Annotated in this window: 15 protein-coding genes; 7 read left to right on the plus strand and 8 right to left on the minus strand. The window is 70.0% G+C overall.

The window, feature by feature from the left end:
- Positions 1 to 61: 61 nt before the first annotated feature.
- Complete coding sequence (locus OG943_RS35475; RefSeq protein ID WP_328605286.1) at positions 62 to 592, plus strand: TetR/AcrR family transcriptional regulator; 531 nt, start codon at positions 62 to 64, stop codon at positions 590 to 592.
- A 699-nt stretch (positions 593 to 1,291) separates the two neighbouring features.
- Here OG943_RS35475 and OG943_RS35480 read toward each other — a convergent pair.
- Positions 1,292 to 1,717: a PPOX class F420-dependent oxidoreductase gene (locus tag OG943_RS35480; RefSeq protein ID WP_328605287.1), complete on the minus strand. Its 426-nt coding sequence runs from the start codon at positions 1,715 to 1,717 to the stop codon at positions 1,292 to 1,294.
- Positions 1,718 to 1,946: 229 nt separating this feature from the next.
- On the opposite strand from OG943_RS35480, the gene OG943_RS35485 reads away from it, so the two are divergent.
- The 4 genes from OG943_RS35485 to OG943_RS35500 all read left to right on the plus strand — a co-directional run bounded on the left by OG943_RS35485 (position 1,947) and on the right by OG943_RS35500 (position 6,798).
- On the plus strand, positions 1,947 to 2,465 hold the full coding sequence (locus tag OG943_RS35485) for a MarR family winged helix-turn-helix transcriptional regulator (protein WP_328605288.1): 519 nt from the start codon (positions 1,947 to 1,949) through the stop codon (positions 2,463 to 2,465).
- A gap of 5 nt (positions 2,466 to 2,470) precedes the next feature.
- Entirely contained in the window at positions 2,471 to 5,083 is a 2,613-nt protein-coding gene (locus tag OG943_RS35490) for an MFS transporter (protein WP_328605289.1), read from the plus strand.
- Positions 5,080 to 5,904 carry a YceI family protein gene (locus OG943_RS35495; RefSeq protein WP_328605290.1) on the plus strand — a complete coding sequence of 275 codons (825 nt, stop codon included), beginning with the start codon at positions 5,080 to 5,082 and terminating at the stop codon, positions 5,902 to 5,904. Before OG943_RS35490 ends, OG943_RS35495 begins: the two co-directional genes overlap by 4 nt.
- Positions 5,905 to 6,123: 219 nt before the next feature.
- The gene (locus OG943_RS35500) at positions 6,124 to 6,798 is read left to right on the plus strand and encodes a DedA family protein (protein WP_328605291.1); all 675 of its coding nucleotides are present in this window, start codon (positions 6,124 to 6,126) and stop codon (positions 6,796 to 6,798) included.
- Positions 6,799 to 6,874: 76 nt separating this feature from the next.
- On the opposite strand, the gene OG943_RS35505 is transcribed toward OG943_RS35500, so the two are convergent.
- The 7 genes from OG943_RS35505 to OG943_RS35535 form a co-directional block, all read right to left on the minus strand.
- The gene (locus OG943_RS35505; RefSeq protein WP_328605292.1) at positions 6,875 to 7,288 is read right to left on the minus strand and encodes a VOC family protein; all 414 of its coding nucleotides are present in this window, start codon (positions 7,286 to 7,288) and stop codon (positions 6,875 to 6,877) included.
- A gap of 243 nt (positions 7,289 to 7,531) precedes the next feature.
- Positions 7,532 to 8,275, minus strand: a complete 744-nt coding sequence (locus tag OG943_RS35510) for an SDR family oxidoreductase (protein WP_328605293.1) — start codon at positions 8,273 to 8,275, stop codon at positions 7,532 to 7,534.
- The gene (locus OG943_RS35515; RefSeq protein ID WP_328605294.1) at positions 8,272 to 8,907 is read right to left on the minus strand and encodes a nucleoside/nucleotide kinase family protein; all 636 of its coding nucleotides are present in this window, start codon (positions 8,905 to 8,907) and stop codon (positions 8,272 to 8,274) included. The genes OG943_RS35510 and OG943_RS35515 overlap by 4 nt, the downstream gene beginning before the upstream one ends.
- Entirely contained in the window at positions 8,904 to 9,776 is an 873-nt protein-coding gene (locus tag OG943_RS35520) for a PfkB family carbohydrate kinase (protein ID WP_442874828.1), read from the minus strand. The genes OG943_RS35515 and OG943_RS35520 overlap by 4 nt, the downstream gene beginning before the upstream one ends.
- 7 nt (positions 9,777 to 9,783) lie before the next feature.
- A complete protein-coding gene (locus OG943_RS35525) occupies positions 9,784 to 10,617 on the minus strand; it encodes an ATP-binding cassette domain-containing protein (RefSeq protein ID WP_328605296.1) in 834 nt (277 codons plus the stop codon).
- Positions 10,614 to 11,609, minus strand: coding sequence for an ABC transporter permease (locus OG943_RS35530; RefSeq protein WP_328605297.1), 996 nt, complete (start codon positions 11,607 to 11,609; stop codon positions 10,614 to 10,616). The genes OG943_RS35525 and OG943_RS35530 overlap by 4 nt, the downstream gene beginning before the upstream one ends.
- On the minus strand, positions 11,606 to 12,625 hold the full coding sequence (locus tag OG943_RS35535; RefSeq protein ID WP_328605298.1) for a substrate-binding domain-containing protein: 1,020 nt from the start codon (positions 12,623 to 12,625) through the stop codon (positions 11,606 to 11,608). The genes OG943_RS35530 and OG943_RS35535 overlap by 4 nt, the downstream gene beginning before the upstream one ends.
- Before the next feature lie 113 nt (positions 12,626 to 12,738).
- Here OG943_RS35535 and OG943_RS35540 point away from each other — a divergent pair, with 113 nt between their 5' ends.
- On the plus strand, positions 12,739 to 13,767 hold the full coding sequence (locus OG943_RS35540) for a LacI family DNA-binding transcriptional regulator (RefSeq protein ID WP_328605299.1): 1,029 nt from the start codon (positions 12,739 to 12,741) through the stop codon (positions 13,765 to 13,767).
- A gap of 107 nt (positions 13,768 to 13,874) precedes the next feature.
- Positions 13,875 to 14,741, plus strand: coding sequence for a LacI family DNA-binding transcriptional regulator (locus OG943_RS35545; RefSeq protein WP_328605300.1), 867 nt, complete (start codon positions 13,875 to 13,877; stop codon positions 14,739 to 14,741).
- The last annotated feature ends 43 nt before the right edge of the window (positions 14,742 to 14,784 follow it).

The raw sequence follows: 14,784 nt of genomic DNA on the forward strand, positions 1-14,784 counted from the left end.
TGGACGGTACAGTTTCGCTCCTGATGTAGAAGATAAACCGTCCGGACGGTACAGTCAAGGTGTGCCCAAGCCCTCCGCCCGTGAACGCATCCTCGACTCCTACGAGGTCATCCTGATCGAGCGCGGGCCGGTGGAGATCACGCTCGACGCGGTCGCGGCGCGCGCCGGGGTGTCCAAGGGCGGCCTGCTCTACCACTTCGGCTCGAAGGACGCCCTGCGCGACGGCCTGCTCGACCGCCTGGTCCAGCTCAACACGGAGGACATCGAGCTCGCGCGCGCCGCCCCGGAGGGCGTGGTCCGCTACTACCTGCGCACGGCGATCACCGACGTGACCCGCAACCTGCCGCTCCACCGCACGACGATGGCGACCATCCGGCTGGTGCTCAACGACCCCACCGCCGCCGAGGTCTCGCAGCGCTGCATGAACGACATCCGCGAGCTGCTGCTGGACAACGCCGAGGACCGGCTGGCCGCCGAGCTGGTGATGCTGGTCAGCGAGGGCCTCTACATGCGCGCGGCACTCGGCGAAGAGGACAGCGGCAGCCTGCTCGACCGGATCGACGACATCGCCGGGCGGCTGGAGCAGCCGTGAACCGGGTGCGGCGGATGCCCGCGGCCGGCGCGGGCGGCGCGGTTTTCGCGGGATCAGCTGGGACTGCCGGACCAGCCTGATCAGCTGGGCCGGCTGGGCACGACAGGTTAGTCGCGCACAGCGGAACGGCCAGGTCCAGCGGGATAGGCGGGTCCAGCCAGGTCAGTCAACGGTGACGACCGGGCCGGCAGAGCAGCCAGATCCGGTGAGCCAGCCGGGTGTGGCCAGGTCAGCCAGGCCCGACGAAGTAGCCAGGCCCGACGGGTGAGCCGGGCCCAGCGGAGCAGCCAGACCCAACGGGCCAGCCGGTTTGGCCAGGCCCGGCAGGTTAGCCAGGCCCGACGGGTGAGTCGGGCCCAGCGGAGCAACCAGACCCGACGGGCCAGCCGGGTTTGGCCAGGTCAATAGCGTCAGCCGGGTCTGGCGGAGCAGCCGGGCTCCGTGGCCGACCGCATCGGCCGGGGATGCCGGTTCAACCGCGCAAGCAGGTCCGCCGCGCCAGCCAGGCCGACCGCGTTAGCCGGGTCGGCAACGCCAGCCAGGCCGGCATCGTCAACCGGACCGCGGGCAGGTCGACAGCCGCCTCGACCGGGCCCAATGAGCCACGGGCCCAGCGAGTCACGGGCCTAGCGAGTCACGGGCCTAGCGAGTCACGGGCCTAGCGAGTCATTGGCCCAATGAGTCCAGCGGCCCAGCGAGTCAGCGGACCATGCCGTAAACCCGGTCGATGCGCAGCGTCAGCACCAGCCGCTGGTCGGCGACCATCGCGGCGCGGTATTCGGCCCAGTTCGGGTGTTCGCCGCCGATTTTGCGGTACAGCTCGATCAGGGCCTCGACCGTCGCGTCGTCGGGGGTGGCGGCGACCGGGGACAGCTCCGCGATGCCCTCCGCGACCGCGTACGACCAGCCGTTCTCGCTGCCCACGTGGTAGCTGACGCGCGGATCGCGGCGCATGTTCTTCGTCTTCGCGCGCGTCTCGGTGATGGAGACGAGCAGGGTGCGCGCGTCGGCGTCGAAGTGGTGCGTGACAGTGGACAGCTGCGGGCGCCCGTCGCGCTTCAGGGTGGCCAGCACGCCGTTGCGCTGGGAGCCGATGAGGTCGTACAGCGCTGTGTCGTCGGTCATACCCCTAACAACCCGTGGGTCACCGTCTTGTTCCCACCGGTAACCGTCCACAGGACGAAACGGACCAACCACCACGTGGAAATCTGCTTGCATGCAACAACTAAGGTGTTGTGTGACACAACCGGGTGCTTCTCGCTTGCACAAACGTTGAATTAAGAACACCCTTGCCATAGGCAACTAGTTGCAGCCGCCAAACAACGGTTCGTTCACCCGCGAGAAAGACCCACCCATGGCACCGAACAGCTCCGCCACCAGGCCCAAGGCCGAACTGGAACTGGCCGACCAGCTCAGCAACGAGCTGGTCCGGTTCATGCGCCTGATCACCAAGGCCAAGTCCCAGGTGGCCAAGCAAGGTCCGGACGGGATCGAGAGGGCCGCGTACGCGATCCTCTTCTGCCTCATCCACGAGGGTCCGCAGCGCACCAGCAAGCTCGCCGAGTTCCTGCATTCGGAGATCTCCACGATCAGCAGGCAGTCGAGCTCGCTCGTGCAGCACGGACTGGTGGAGCGCCAGGCCGACCCCGAGGACGGCCGGGCTTGCCTGCTCGCGCCCACCACCGAGGGCCTGCGGGTCTTCGACGAAAACCGCAAGCAGCGCAACCAGTGGCTGGCCGACGTGCTCGGCGACTGGAGCCAGGAGGACCGCGAGACTCTGAACGACCTGTTCGAGCGGCTGAACACCGGTATCGAGAACAATTTTCCATCACTGTCTGACACCCCCGTGGTGTCGCAGGCCAAGGGGGCCTAAGCATTATGACGTCCACCGTCGAGAAACAACCTCGGACCCAAGGGGGAGTGCCCGGATCGCCGGGGACTCCGGGGCTGAGCCACCGCCAGATCATCACGATCCTGAGCGGCCTGATGTGCGGCATGTTCCTTGCCTCGCTCGACCAGACGATCGTGGGTACCTCGATCGTCAAGATCGCCAACGACCTGCACGGCTTCGAGCTGCAGGCCTGGGCGACCACGGCGTACCTGATCACCTCGACCATCGTCACGCCGATCTACGGCAAGCTGTCCGACATCTACGGGCGCAAGCCGTTCTACCTGACCGCGATCACGATCTTCCTCGCCGGCTCGCTGGCCTCGTCGTTCTCGACGTCGATGTACGAGCTGGCCGCGTTCCGCGCGGTGCAGGGCCTCGGCGCCGGCGGTCTGATGTCGCTGGCCATGACGATCATCGGTGACGTGGTGCCGCCGCGGGAACGCGCGCGGTACCAGGGTTACATCCTGGCCGTCTTCGGTCTGTCCACTGTGCTCGGCCCGGTGCTCGGCGGCTTCTTCGCCGGCTTCGACACGCTCGGCGGCCTCGACGGCTGGCGCTGGGTCTTCCTGATCAACGTGCCGATCGGCATCCTCGCGCTGTTCGTGGTCGCCAAGGTGCTGAACGTCCCGCACACGCCACAGAAGCACAAGATCGACTGGTGGGGCGCGCTGAGCCTGATCATCGCCGTGGTGCCGTTCCTGATCGTCGCCGAACAGGGCCAGAAATGGGGCTGGGGCGATTACAAGGCGATCCTCTGCTACGTCATCGGCGCAGTGGGCGTGATCGCGTTCATCCTGGTCGAACGGATCATGAAGGACGCCGCGCTGATCCCGCTGCGGCTGTTCAAGAACTCGACGTTCACCGTGGCGATCATCGGCGGCGTCATCGTCGGTGTCGCGATGTTCGGCGCGATCACCATGATCCCGCAGTACATGCAGGTGGTGCAGGGCTACACGCCGACCCAGTCCGGTCTGCTGATGCTGCCGCTGATGGGCGGCCTGATGATCAGCTCGATCGTGTCCGGCCGGATCACCTCGAAGACCGGTCGGTACAAGATCTTCCCGATCGTCGGCACCCTGCTGATCGCGATCGGCGCGCTGTTCTTCGCGCAGGTCAAGTACGACTCGCCGGTCTGGCACCCGCTCGTCGCCGCGGCCATCATCGGCCTCGGCCTCGGCCAGTGCATGCAGACGCTGGTGATCGCGGTGCAGAACGCCGGGCCGCGCAGCGACATGGGCGCGTCCACCGCTTCGGCGACGTTCTTCCGCCAGATCGGTGGCACCGCGGGTGTCGCGGTGTTCCTGACGATCCTGTTCAACGTCCTGCCGGGCAACATCACCAAGGCGTTCGGCGGCAACCCGCCGGCCGGCGCCGGCGCCAAGCTGGCCGACATCCAGAGCAACACCAGCATCATCGAGACGCTGCCGCCGGCGCTCAAGACGCCGATCCTGATCGGCTTCACCGAGTCGATCACCACGGTGTTCTACGTCGCCGGCGGGGTGGCGCTGCTGGCCACGATCGTCCTCCTGTTCCTGAAGGAGATCCCGCTGGCCGGCATGTCCGCGGCCTCGACCATCGAGGGTGGCGAAGCGCTGCTCGACGCGGACGACGCGCCGACCGAGATCGTCGAGCCGGTGGCCAAGCCGGGCTCCCTGTTCGAAGAAGCCCCGCGTGAGCCGGTACTGGTCGGCGCGGGCGGAAGGCACTCGTTGAACGGAAACGGTCACGGCGACCCGGAAGCGATCTCAGGCTCCCTGCCCATGCCGATCAGCAACTCGGTGGCGGGCGCGGGCGTCGACGTCCCGACCGGCAACGGCGGGGTGCCGGTGACCGGCCACGTGCGGCGGCAGGACGGCAGCCACGTCAGCGGCGCCGCGCTCACCCTGATCGACCAGCAGGGCCGTCAGGTGGCGCGGGCGACCGGCAACGGCGACGGCAGCTACACCGTGCCGACGCAGGGCCCTGGCACGTACGTGCTGATCGTGGCGGCCCCCGGGCACCAGCCGCAGGCCTCCAGCGTGGTGGTCGGCGGCGGCCCGGCGAAGCTGGACGTGACGCTCACCGGCTCGGGCGAGCTGACCGGTGTGGTGCGGTCCGTCGGGCTCGGCAACCCGCTGGTCAACGCGACGGTGACGCTCACCGACTCGCGCGGCGAGGTCAACGGCGCGTTCATCACCGCCGACGACGGCGTCTACACCTTCAACGGGGTCGGCGCCGGGCAGTACACGCTGGTCGCGAGCGGCCCGCACTACCGCCCCGTCGCGGTCACGCTGACCGTGCCGGACAGCGGCGTGCTGCGGCACGACGTCGAGCTGGCCGGTGCCGTGCTGCTGCAGGGCACCGCGCGCACCGAGGGCGAGCGGATCGTGCCGGACGCGCGGATCACGGTGCTGGACACGAACGGCAATGTCGCGGCCGTGGCCCGCACGGACGGTGAGGGCCGGTACGTGGTGAGCGACCTGCCGACCGGCTCCTACACGGTGGTGGCGAGCGGCTACCCGCCGGCCACCAGCCAGGTGTCGCTGAGTGACGGCGAGGCCGAGCACGACGTTCGCCTGAGCTACGACCAGGCATTCGACGAGCTGGTCGAGCGGTCATGAGTGGCGGCCTGCGCGCGCAGCTCCGCGCGAACGGAGGCTGGCCGGTCGAGAACGCCGTGCTGACGGTGACGGACCTCAACGGCCGCCAGGTGGCGCGGCAGGTCACGGACGCGAAGGGGGCGGTGGCGACCGAGCCGCTGCCCCCGGGCGTCTACACCGCCGTGATCACCGCGCCGGGCTACAACCCGATGGCGCGCACGGTGCAGATCGGCTCCGACGGCGCCGGCCTGCTGGGCGACATCTCCCTCGCGCCGGTCGCGGAGGCTGTGGAGCTGCCGCCGGCGGGCCCGTGGACGATCGACCCGGTCCACTCGTCGGTGGTCGCGACCGCGCGGCACATGGGCATCGCCAGCATCAAGGTGCGGTTCCCGGACGTCGGCGGGCGGATCGAGATCGCCCGCCCGATCGAACGGTCGACGGTGCAGGCCGAGATCAAGGCCGGCAGCATCGAAACGGGCATCAAGATGCGCGACGACCACCTGCGCTCGGCGGAGTTCCTCGACGTCGACGTGCACCCGGTCATCGGTTTCCAGAGCACCGGCCTCTCTCAGCGCGGCACGGACACCTGGACCCTCGCGGGCGAGCTGACCCTGCACGGTGAGCGTCGCCCGGTCGAGCTGGCGCTGCGCTACAACGGGCACGGCCCCGACCCGTGGGGCGGCGTCCGCGCCGCCTTCCACGCCGAAACCCAGCTGCACCGCAACGACTTCTCGATCAACTACAGCGCGATGGTCCGCGCGGGCGTCGCCGCGATCGGCACCACGGTCAAGGTGGAGCTCGACATCGAAGCTGTGCAGGGAGAGTCGCTGCCGCAGTTCTGAGGTCTCACCGCTGCCAACGAGAAGGCCGCCCGTGACGGGAACTGTCACGGGCGGCTTTTTCGTTTCATCACGAAACGTTGGCGCGAAAGGAACTTCTCCCCGCGCACCGCGAAAACCCGCCGTGAACGACCCGTTCACAGCAGGAATACCCAAAGTGACCGAAAGGCACGATCCGATGGTTCGGTATAACCCGGCTCCCCGGCCACGTAGGCTCGACGCGTGAAGGTCGAAAGCATCGAGGCCGCGGGCGTGGGCGTGAGCTGGCTGGACACAGCCGGTCCGGTCCTCGTCTGGGTCATCGTGCTGGGCTTCGTGTTCGCGGAGTGCGCGTTGATCGTCGGGTTGTTCCTGCCGGGCGATTCGCTGCTGTTCGCGGCTGGGGTGGTGCTCGCGCAGCACGGGTCGGACGCCAATGCGTGGTTGCTGTCGGGGGCGGCGCTCATCGTGGCGGTGCTGGGGAACCAGGTGGGCTACTACATCGGGCGCAGTACCGGCACGCGGCTGATCGCGCGTCGCGGCGGGAAGGTGCTGAACCGGCACAACCTCGACCGGGCGCAGGCGTTCCTGGACCGCAAGGGGTTCTTCGCGATCGTCGCCGCGCGGTGGATCCCGTGGATCCGGACGCTGGCGCCGCTGGTCGCCGGGGCCGCGCGGATGGACCCGCGCCGCTTCATGCTCGCCACCGCCACCGGCGGGCTGCTCTGGGTGCCGACGCTCGTGCTGCTCGGCTACTACGGCGCCGGCCTGCTCGACTCGCTGCCGTGGCTCAAGACGGCCGCGCTGTGGGCGAGCGTCGCGTTCTTCGTGCTCGGCACCGGCTACGGCGTGTACCGCTACCGCCTGGAGATGCGCCGCCCGGTCGACGAGCCGGACGACACCAACGCGCCCGCCTGAGCCCGAGCCTCAAAGACTCGTGAGTGGCGATGACGGTTAGAACCGTCATAAACACTCACAAGTCTGTGGTGCGGCACTAGATCTCCGGTTCCGACCAGATCTCGAGCTGGATCCCGTCCGGGTCGCGGAACACGACCACCGACGAGCCCTCGAACGTGCGTGAAGCGGTCGACGGCAGATACGACACGCCGAACTCGGCGAGCCGCGCCTCCCAGTCACCCAGCTCGGCCTTGGACGACACTGAGAACGCGACGTGGTCGAGGCCGGTGCGACGCTCGTCGAACTCGCGGCGACCGGTGTCCGGGTGCTGCACGAGGACAACGGAGAAGCCGTCACCCGCCGATCTCAGCACCACCTTGTGGATCCCCGTGTCCGGATCCTCGCGGCGGTGGCTCTCCTCCAGGTCGAGCACACGCGCGTACCACGGGACGCTTCGGTCCACATCGGTCACGGTGAGCGCCAGATGGTGCACAGACGTGAGCTTGGGCATGACTTTAACGGCCGTCCTTTCCGACCCCCCATAACGCACCCGGTGCGATTTCCAGTGCGGGTTTCACCCGCCGCCGGGCGTCACCCACCCCGTGAACCGCCGGCTCCGCCAGAGTGACACAGCCGCCCCACGACGATGGGAGGATTCACCGACTTCCGCCACGAATTGTGATCTCCTCGTCGCCGGGCGTCCCACAAGCCGGGATGACACCGGTCCGAGACCCGCCCGACACGAGAAGGTGCTTCAGCGTCCTCCGCCGACTTCGAGCACCGCGCCCGCCGTGAACGAAGCCGCCGGAGACAGCAGCCACAGCACGGCTTCCGCGATCTCGTCCGGCTCGCCGGGACGGCCCATCGGGATGCCAGGAGCCAGGCGCTGCAGCCGGTCCGGCATTCCCGCGGCCGCGTGCAGGCCGGTGGCGACGAGGCCCGGCGCGACGGCGTTCACGCGCACTCCCTCCGCGGCGACCTCCTGCGCCAGGCCGAAGGTGAGCGTGTCGACCGCCGCCTTCGACGCCGCGTAATGCACCCACTCGCCGGCCGAGCCCGTGCGCGCCGCGGTCGAGGAGATGTTCACGATGGCGCCGCCGGGCCCGCCGTACTTCGTCGACAGCCGCCGCACCGCCTCGCGGCAGCACAGGAACACCCCGCCGACGTTGACCTCCAGCACCCGCCGCACGGTGTCCGCGGACTGCTCGTCCAGCCGTCCCGGCGTGTTGCCCGTGACCGCGGCGTTGTTGACCACCCCGGCCAGCGAGCCCACCTCGCCGGCGACGCCGAACAGCTTGCGGACCTGCCGCTCGTCGGCCACGTCCGCGCGCACGGACAGCGCTTTCCGGCCCAGCTCGCGCACGCGGTGCACGACGCGCTCGGCCGGCTCGGAGTCGCCGGAGTAGTTGACCACCACGTCGTAGCCGCGCCGGGCGGCCAGCTCGCACACCGACGCACCGATCCCCCGGCTACCGCCGGTGACGACAAGAACGCTCACAGGGCGAAGTTCACCAACGGGAGGTTCTCCAGCACGAGGTCGGCGCGGTCGCGGGTGCTCGAGATCAGGTCGGCGTTGCGCTGGTCGGAGCCGAGCGCGCGCTGCCGCGCCTCGACCAGTGACCGGCCGTAACGGCGGTGGCGCGAAACCAGCCGCTCGATCCGCTCGGGCTCGTCCGGCGCCAGGTACCAGGCCTCGGTGAGGTGCGGGCGGACGCCGCTCCACGGGTCGTCCGGCAGCAGCAGGTAGTTGCCCTCCGTGATGACCAGCTGGACCTCCGGCGCGACGGGGACCGCGCCCGCGATCGGCTCCTCGATCTCCCGGCGGAACTCCGGCGCGTAGACGGTCTCGTTGCCGTCCGCGAGACGGCGGATCAGGTGGACGTACCCGGCGGCGTCGAAGGTGTCGGGCGCGCCCTTGCGGTCGGTGCGCCCGAGCCGCCGCAGCTCCACCTGCGCGAGGTGGAAGCCGTCCATGCCGACGACGGCCGCGCGCGAGCCCAGCGCGTTCGCGATCGCCCAGGCCAGCGTGGTCTTGCCGGACGCGGGCGCGCCGATGATGCCCAGCACGCTGCGCTGCCGCGGCTTGGCGAGCCCTTCGGCCCGCGCCAGGAGGTCCTCGAACGCCGTCATCGCACTCCCTTTCCCAACTCCCTGATCGCGGCCGTCCACGACCGCGGCCCCACGTGGCGGACGCGCTCGGCGGCCACCTCGTTCGCGTGCCGGACCCAGCCGGCCACGTCGTTTCCCAGGCCCGCCACCGCGAAGGCGAGCGCACCGTGCCAGACATCGCCTGCCCCCAGTGTGTCCCGCGCGGCGACCGCGGGGACAGCCACCGCACCTGTGTTCTCCACAATGTCTTCCCAAGTATCTTCCCGAATGCTCCAGCGCACGGGATCCGGGCCCGCCGTCGTGATCACGACGGGCACCCCGCGCTCGTGCAGGCCGGGGCCGGGGGCGCGGAAGTGCGCGGAGCACGCGGCGACGTCGACCAGCGGCAGCAGGTCGTCCAGCACCGGTTTCCAGCTGCCCGCGTCGAGGACCACCGGCACGCCCAGCTCCTTCGCGGCGCGCGCGGCCTTCAGCGCCAACGCCGGGTGATGGCCGTCGACGAGCACGGCGCCGACACCCGCGAGGTCGAGCTCGGGGACGGGGAAGTCGGCCTGCGCGGCGGCATTGCGCGAGACGACCGTTCGCTCCCCGTCGTGGTCACGGACGGCGACCGCGCTCACGGCCGGTGCCGCCGCCAGGGCGGGCACAAGATCAACGACGCGGACCCCGCACGTGGCGAGGTCCGCGCGGGCGAGTGCGGCCAACGGGTGCGCGCCGAGGACCGTCACGAGCGTCGCCTCGGCGCCGAGCGCGGCCACGGTCACCGCGGCGTTCGTCGCGGGCCCACCGGCCGCGACGTCCACCGCGAGCGACTGCACCTTCTCGCCCGGTGCCGGGAAATCGGCGACCCGCTGGACGACGTCGACGGTGCACAGGCCCGCCAGCAGCACTCTCACGTCAGGTCAGCCCGGCGTGCGTGGTGGCCGCGACCTCGGCCACCTCGCCGTTCTCGTCGAGCCGCAGCGCGCCGGTCAGCAGGCCGACGACCTGGTTCATCGTGTGTGTCTTCGGCGAGACCAGCGCGACCCGCTTGCCGAGCCGGTGCACGTGGATGCGGTCCGCGATGTCGAAGACGTGCGGCATGTTGTGGCTGATCAGCACCACGGGCAGGCCGCGGTCGCGGATGCGCCCGATCAGCTCCAGCACCTTCGCCGACTCCGCGACGCCCAGCGCGGCCGTCGGCTCGTCCATGATCACGGCCTTGGTGCCGAACGCCGCCGCCCGCGCGACGGCGACACCCTGGCGCTGCCCGCCCGAAAGCGTCTCCACGGCCTGCGTGATGGACTTGACCTGGATGCCCAGCTCGTCCAGGATCCGCTGCGCTTCGGCCCGCATGGCGGCCGTGTCGAGCTTCCGGAACAGCGCGCCGAACGGCCCGCCGCGGCGCTTTTCCCGGCCCAGGAACATGTTCGACGCGATGTCCAGCGCCGGCGCGACGGCCAGGTCCTGGTACACCGTCTCGATCCCGTAGTGCCGGGCGTCCAGCGGGGTCTTGAAGTGGACGGTCTTGCCGTCCACTTTGATCTCGCCGGCGTCGGGGACCACCGCCCCGGACAGCGCCTTGATCAGGCTGGACTTGCCGGCGCCGTTGTCGCCGACCACGGCGAGCACCTCGCCCGGGTACAGGTCGAAGTCGGCGCCGTCGATCGCCGTCACGCGGCCGTAGCGCTTCACCAGGCCGCGGGCCGACAGCGTGGTTTCCTTCTGTGGCTCAGAAATCTCGGAAGTCATGACTGCTGCTGCCTCCGTGCGATCCGGTCCACGACCACGGCGACGATCAGCAACGCGCCGGTCGCGAGGTCCTGGTAGTTGCCGTCCACGCCCATCTGCGTCAGCCCCGAGCGCAGCACCGCCACGACCAGCGCGCCGAACAGGGTGCCGAGCACCGAGCCGCGGCCGCCGAACAGGCTGGTGCCGCCCAGCACCACGGCGGTGATGGAGTCGAGGTTGCCGAGCTGGAACTGGTTCGGGTCGGCGTTCGGCGTGCGGCCGAGCGCCTGCCACGCGGCGATGCCGAAGCACACGCCCGCGACGACGTACACGGAGATCACCGTGCGGTTGACCTTGATGCCGGACAGCCGCGCCGACTCCGGCGCGTTGCCCACGGCGTAGACGTGCTTGCCCCACGCGGTTTTCGTGAGCGCGTACCAGACGATCAGGAACATGATCAGCGCGAGCGTCATGCCGTAGGTGATCGGGATGCCGCCGAAGAGGTAGCGCTTGGTGCCGAGCCACTGCAGCAGCCCGTCGGTGACCGGCACGGCCTGGCCGCCCGCGATCAGCTTCGCCACGGCGGTCAGGCCGGTGAACGTGCCGAGCGTGATGATGAAGGCGGGCAGCTTGATCCGCGTCGCGAGCGTGCCGATGAACAGGCCGACCACCACGGTCAGGATCAAGCCCACGACCAGCGCGAAGAAGCCGTTCGTGCCCGCCGCGGCCAGTTTCGCCATCACCAGCGTGGCCACGACCATCGACGACGCGTTGGACAGGTCGATGCCCGCGATCAGGATGATCAGCGTCTGGCCGAGCGCCAGTGTGCCGACGACCAGCGACTGCTGGACCACTGTGGACAGATTGTCGAGGTCGAAGAACGTGTCCGTGGCAAGGGAAAACACCACGATGGCCACGATCAACGCCAGCGCGGGGCCCACAGCCGGGGCCCGGAGGAGGAACTCGCCGAGCGACTCGCGCTCACGGTTCCCGGTCACCGTCGCGGTGGTCATTTCGTGCCTCCCCAGCAGTTCTGCAGGCCCCACGTGGTGTTCTGGCTCGGGACGCCGGGCATCGGCTTGTCGGTGATCACCGTGGACCCGGTGTTGACGAAGCCGGTCGGCTTCTTGCCGGTCTTCGCGTACTGGACCGCCGCCAGCACGCCCTGCTCGGCCATCTTCTTCGGGAACTGCATCACCGTGGCGCCGTACAGGCCGTCCTTGACGTTCTGCACGCCCTCGCAACCGCCGTCGATCGAGCCCATGACGACCTGCCCGGTCAGCCCGCGGGCCTTCAGCGCCGCGTACGCGCCGCGGCCCATCGGCTCGTTCATCGAGTACACCGAGTTGATGTCCGTGGTGCGCTGCAACAGGTTCTCCATGCCCTGCTGCGCGAGGCTCTGGTCGCCGTTGGCCGCGGTGTGGCCCTTGATCTGCGGCGACGAGTCGGTGAGCCCGATGCCCTTGAGGAACCCGCCGTGGCGCTCGGTGTCGACGGAGCTGCCCGCGGTGCCGTCGACCATCAGCAGCTTCGGGTCGGCGCCGGCGAGCGCGGCCTTCACGTACGCGCCCTGCTGCTGGCCGGCCGCGAAGTTGTCCGTCGCGAACGTGGCGTCGACGGCGTCCGCGGGCTCGGTCGCGGTGTCGAGCGCGATCACCAGGATCCCCGCGTCACGCGCGTCCTTGATCGCCTTGAGCACGCCGGTGGACGAGCTCGGGGTGATCAGGATGGTGTTCACGCCCTGCTGGGTGAGGTTCTCGATCGCGCGGACCTGGCCGTCGTTGTCACCGTCGAACTGGCCGGCGAGCGCGCTGAAGTCGGCGCCGTTCGCCCGGGCGGCGGCGCTGGCCGAGTTGCGGAGCTCCACGAAGTACGGATTGGTGTCGGTCTTGGTGACCAGGCCGATCTTGGCCTTGCCGCTGCCCGCCGTGGTCGAGTTGCCACCCCAGTGGCGCTCGACGGTGCACCCGGCCGTGCCGACCGCGACCGCGGCCACCAGGGCTAGTGCGGTGAGACTGCGCTGTCTCATGGAGATGCCCTCCGAAGGTGCGAGGTTGCCGATGGTCGGCAAGGTAGACAGACTCAAGGCCTGGCGCAAGCGTTTGCGCAAACGCTTGCGAGTGAACTTGGTGAAGGACTGACATGCCACAACCCCGCTCCTCCCGGCCGACCCAGCGAGACATCGCGGAGCTGGCCGGCGTGTCCATCACGACGGTCTCCCACGTCGTCAACGGGACCCGCGCCGTCGCGGAGGACACCAAAGCCGCGGTGCTCCGGGCGATCGAGACGACCGGGTACACCGGCGACGCGATCGCGCGATCCCTTGTCACGGGCGGCACGCGGTCGATCGGGATGGCGATCTCACTGGTCGCGAACCCGTACTTCGCGTCGTTGATGCAGGCGATCGAGCGGGAGGCGTCGGCGAACGGATACACCGTCATCCTCGCCGACACACACGACACCGCCGCGACCGAGCGTGACGTGGTCCGGGCGCTTCGCTCCCGTCGCGTCGACGGGCTGCTGATCACGCCGGCGCCCGGCGACGGCTCGGTGATCGGCGAGCTGGTCTCGCTCGACGTGCCCACGGTGCTGATCGACCGGCTCGCCACCCGCGGCGACGTCGACCAGGTCGGAGCCGAGAACATCCAGGCGACGTCGGCGCTCACGGCCCACCTCGCGTCGCTCGGGCACCGGCGGATCGGCATGGTCAGCGGCGTCCCCGGCCTGACCACGTCGGAGGAGCGGGTGCTCGGCTACCGGCTGGGGCTGGGCCGTTCCGGGCTGACCTGGTCGCCGGACCTGGTGGCGTGCGGGAATTCCTCGCGCGAAGGCGGGGCGCTGGCGGTGAGCACGCTGCTCGCGCTGCCCGAGCCGCCGACGGCACTGGTGGTGGCCAACGACAGCATGATGGTCGGCGTCCTGCACGAGGCCCGGCGGCGCGGGCTGCGGATCGGCCGCGACCTGCCGGTGGTGGTCTACGACGAGGTCGAATGGGCCGACCTCGTCGACCCGCCGCTGACCACGATGGCGCAGCCGATCGAGGACATCGGACGCCAGGCCGTGCGGCTGCTGCTGGCCCGGCTGGCGGACCCCGGGCGGGCCGCCGAAACCGTCCGGCTGCCGCCGACACTGCGGCACCGGGGATCGTGCGGCTGCCCGGAAGTACCCTAGGCATTCACTCGGACTGGTGAACCTTGGCAAGTCGGCCGTTCTCACGTCCCGCCGAGCCCGAGCCAGAGGTTACCGTTGGGTAGGTAACTACTACGAGAGCACGGGAAATGACCGCTCTGGCGCCGGAGATCCCCCTCTGGACCCCACCGGTGGCGCGCCGGTTAAGGGTGGTCATGGGGATGCACGCGAGCCCGTATTCGGGCGAGTTGTTGCGCGCCATGCGGGAGGCCGCGGCGCAGGCGGGCTGCTACCTCGTGCTTACCGACACCGGCGACACCGTCAGCGAAGAGGCCGCAGTCGTCGACACGCTCGAAGCCGATCATGTCGACGGCGTCCTGCTGGTCCCGGCGCCCGGTGACGAGGCGGTGATCAACGGGCTGGTGCGCTCGGGAGTGCCCACGGTGCTCGTCGACCGGATCGCCGGGCGCAACGACGTGGACCAGGTCGGCTCCGAAAACATCCAGGCCGTCTCGGCGCTGGTGTCGCACTTGGCCGGACGACGGCACCGCCGCATCGCGATGATCACCGGCGAAGAGGGCTCGACAGTCAGTGAGGAGCGCGCGCTCGGCTACCGGCTCGGCATCGGCCGCGCGGGCCTGCGGTTCAACTCCGAGCTCGTGGCCTCCGGCATGTCGTCGGCCGGCGGCGCGGCGCGCGCGGCCGCCCGGCTGCTCGACGGCTGGCCCTCGCCGTCCGCGGTGGTGGTCGGCGGCGAGTCGATGCTCATCGGCGTCCAGTGGGAGGCCCACCGACGAGGCATCCGCATCGGGTCGGAGCTGGCGGTGGTCGGCTACGGCGACATGGAGTGGGCCCGCACGGTCTCGCCCGCCGTGACCACGATGGCGCAGCCGATCGCCGAGATCGGCCGCAAAGCCGTCGAGCTGCTGCTCTCCCGCGTGACCGACCCGAACCGGCGGCCGGAAGCGGTCCGGCTGGCGCCCCGCTTCCGGCACGGCGCCTCCTGCGGCTGCTGAACCACTCGTGAGTGTTTATGACGGTTCTAACCGTCATAAACAC

The sequence above is a fragment of the Amycolatopsis sp. NBC_00345 genome, assembly GCF_036116635.1.
Classification (GTDB): Bacteria; Actinomycetota; Actinomycetes; order Mycobacteriales; family Pseudonocardiaceae; genus Amycolatopsis.

What these genes read in the sequence shown, in the direction of transcription:
- OG943_RS35480 (WP_328605287.1), bottom strand. Translation starts at nt 1,717, where the DNA reads ATGACCGACGACACAGCGCTGTACGACCTCATCGGCTCCCAGCGCAAC.
- OG943_RS35485 (WP_328605288.1), top strand. Translation starts at nt 1,947, where the DNA reads ATGGCACCGAACAGCTCCGCCACCAGGCCCAAGGCCGAACTGGAACTG.
- OG943_RS35490 (WP_328605289.1), top strand. Translation starts at nt 2,471, where the DNA reads ATGACGTCCACCGTCGAGAAACAACCTCGGACCCAAGGGGGAGTGCCC.
- OG943_RS35495 (WP_328605290.1), top strand. Translation starts at nt 5,080, where the DNA reads ATGAGTGGCGGCCTGCGCGCGCAGCTCCGCGCGAACGGAGGCTGGCCG.
- OG943_RS35505 (WP_328605292.1), bottom strand. Translation starts at nt 7,288, where the DNA reads ATGCCCAAGCTCACGTCTGTGCACCATCTGGCGCTCACCGTGACCGAT.
- OG943_RS35515 (WP_328605294.1), bottom strand. Translation starts at nt 8,907, where the DNA reads ATGACGGCGTTCGAGGACCTCCTGGCGCGGGCCGAAGGGCTCGCCAAG.
- OG943_RS35525 (WP_328605296.1), bottom strand. Translation starts at nt 10,617, where the DNA reads ATGACTTCCGAGATTTCTGAGCCACAGAAGGAAACCACGCTGTCGGCC.
- OG943_RS35530 (WP_328605297.1), bottom strand. Translation starts at nt 11,609, where the DNA reads ATGACCACCGCGACGGTGACCGGGAACCGTGAGCGCGAGTCGCTCGGC.
- OG943_RS35535 (WP_328605298.1), bottom strand. Translation starts at nt 12,625, where the DNA reads ATGAGACAGCGCAGTCTCACCGCACTAGCCCTGGTGGCCGCGGTCGCG.
- OG943_RS35540 (WP_328605299.1), top strand. Translation starts at nt 12,739, where the DNA reads ATGCCACAACCCCGCTCCTCCCGGCCGACCCAGCGAGACATCGCGGAG.
- OG943_RS35545 (WP_328605300.1), top strand. Translation starts at nt 13,875, where the DNA reads ATGACCGCTCTGGCGCCGGAGATCCCCCTCTGGACCCCACCGGTGGCG.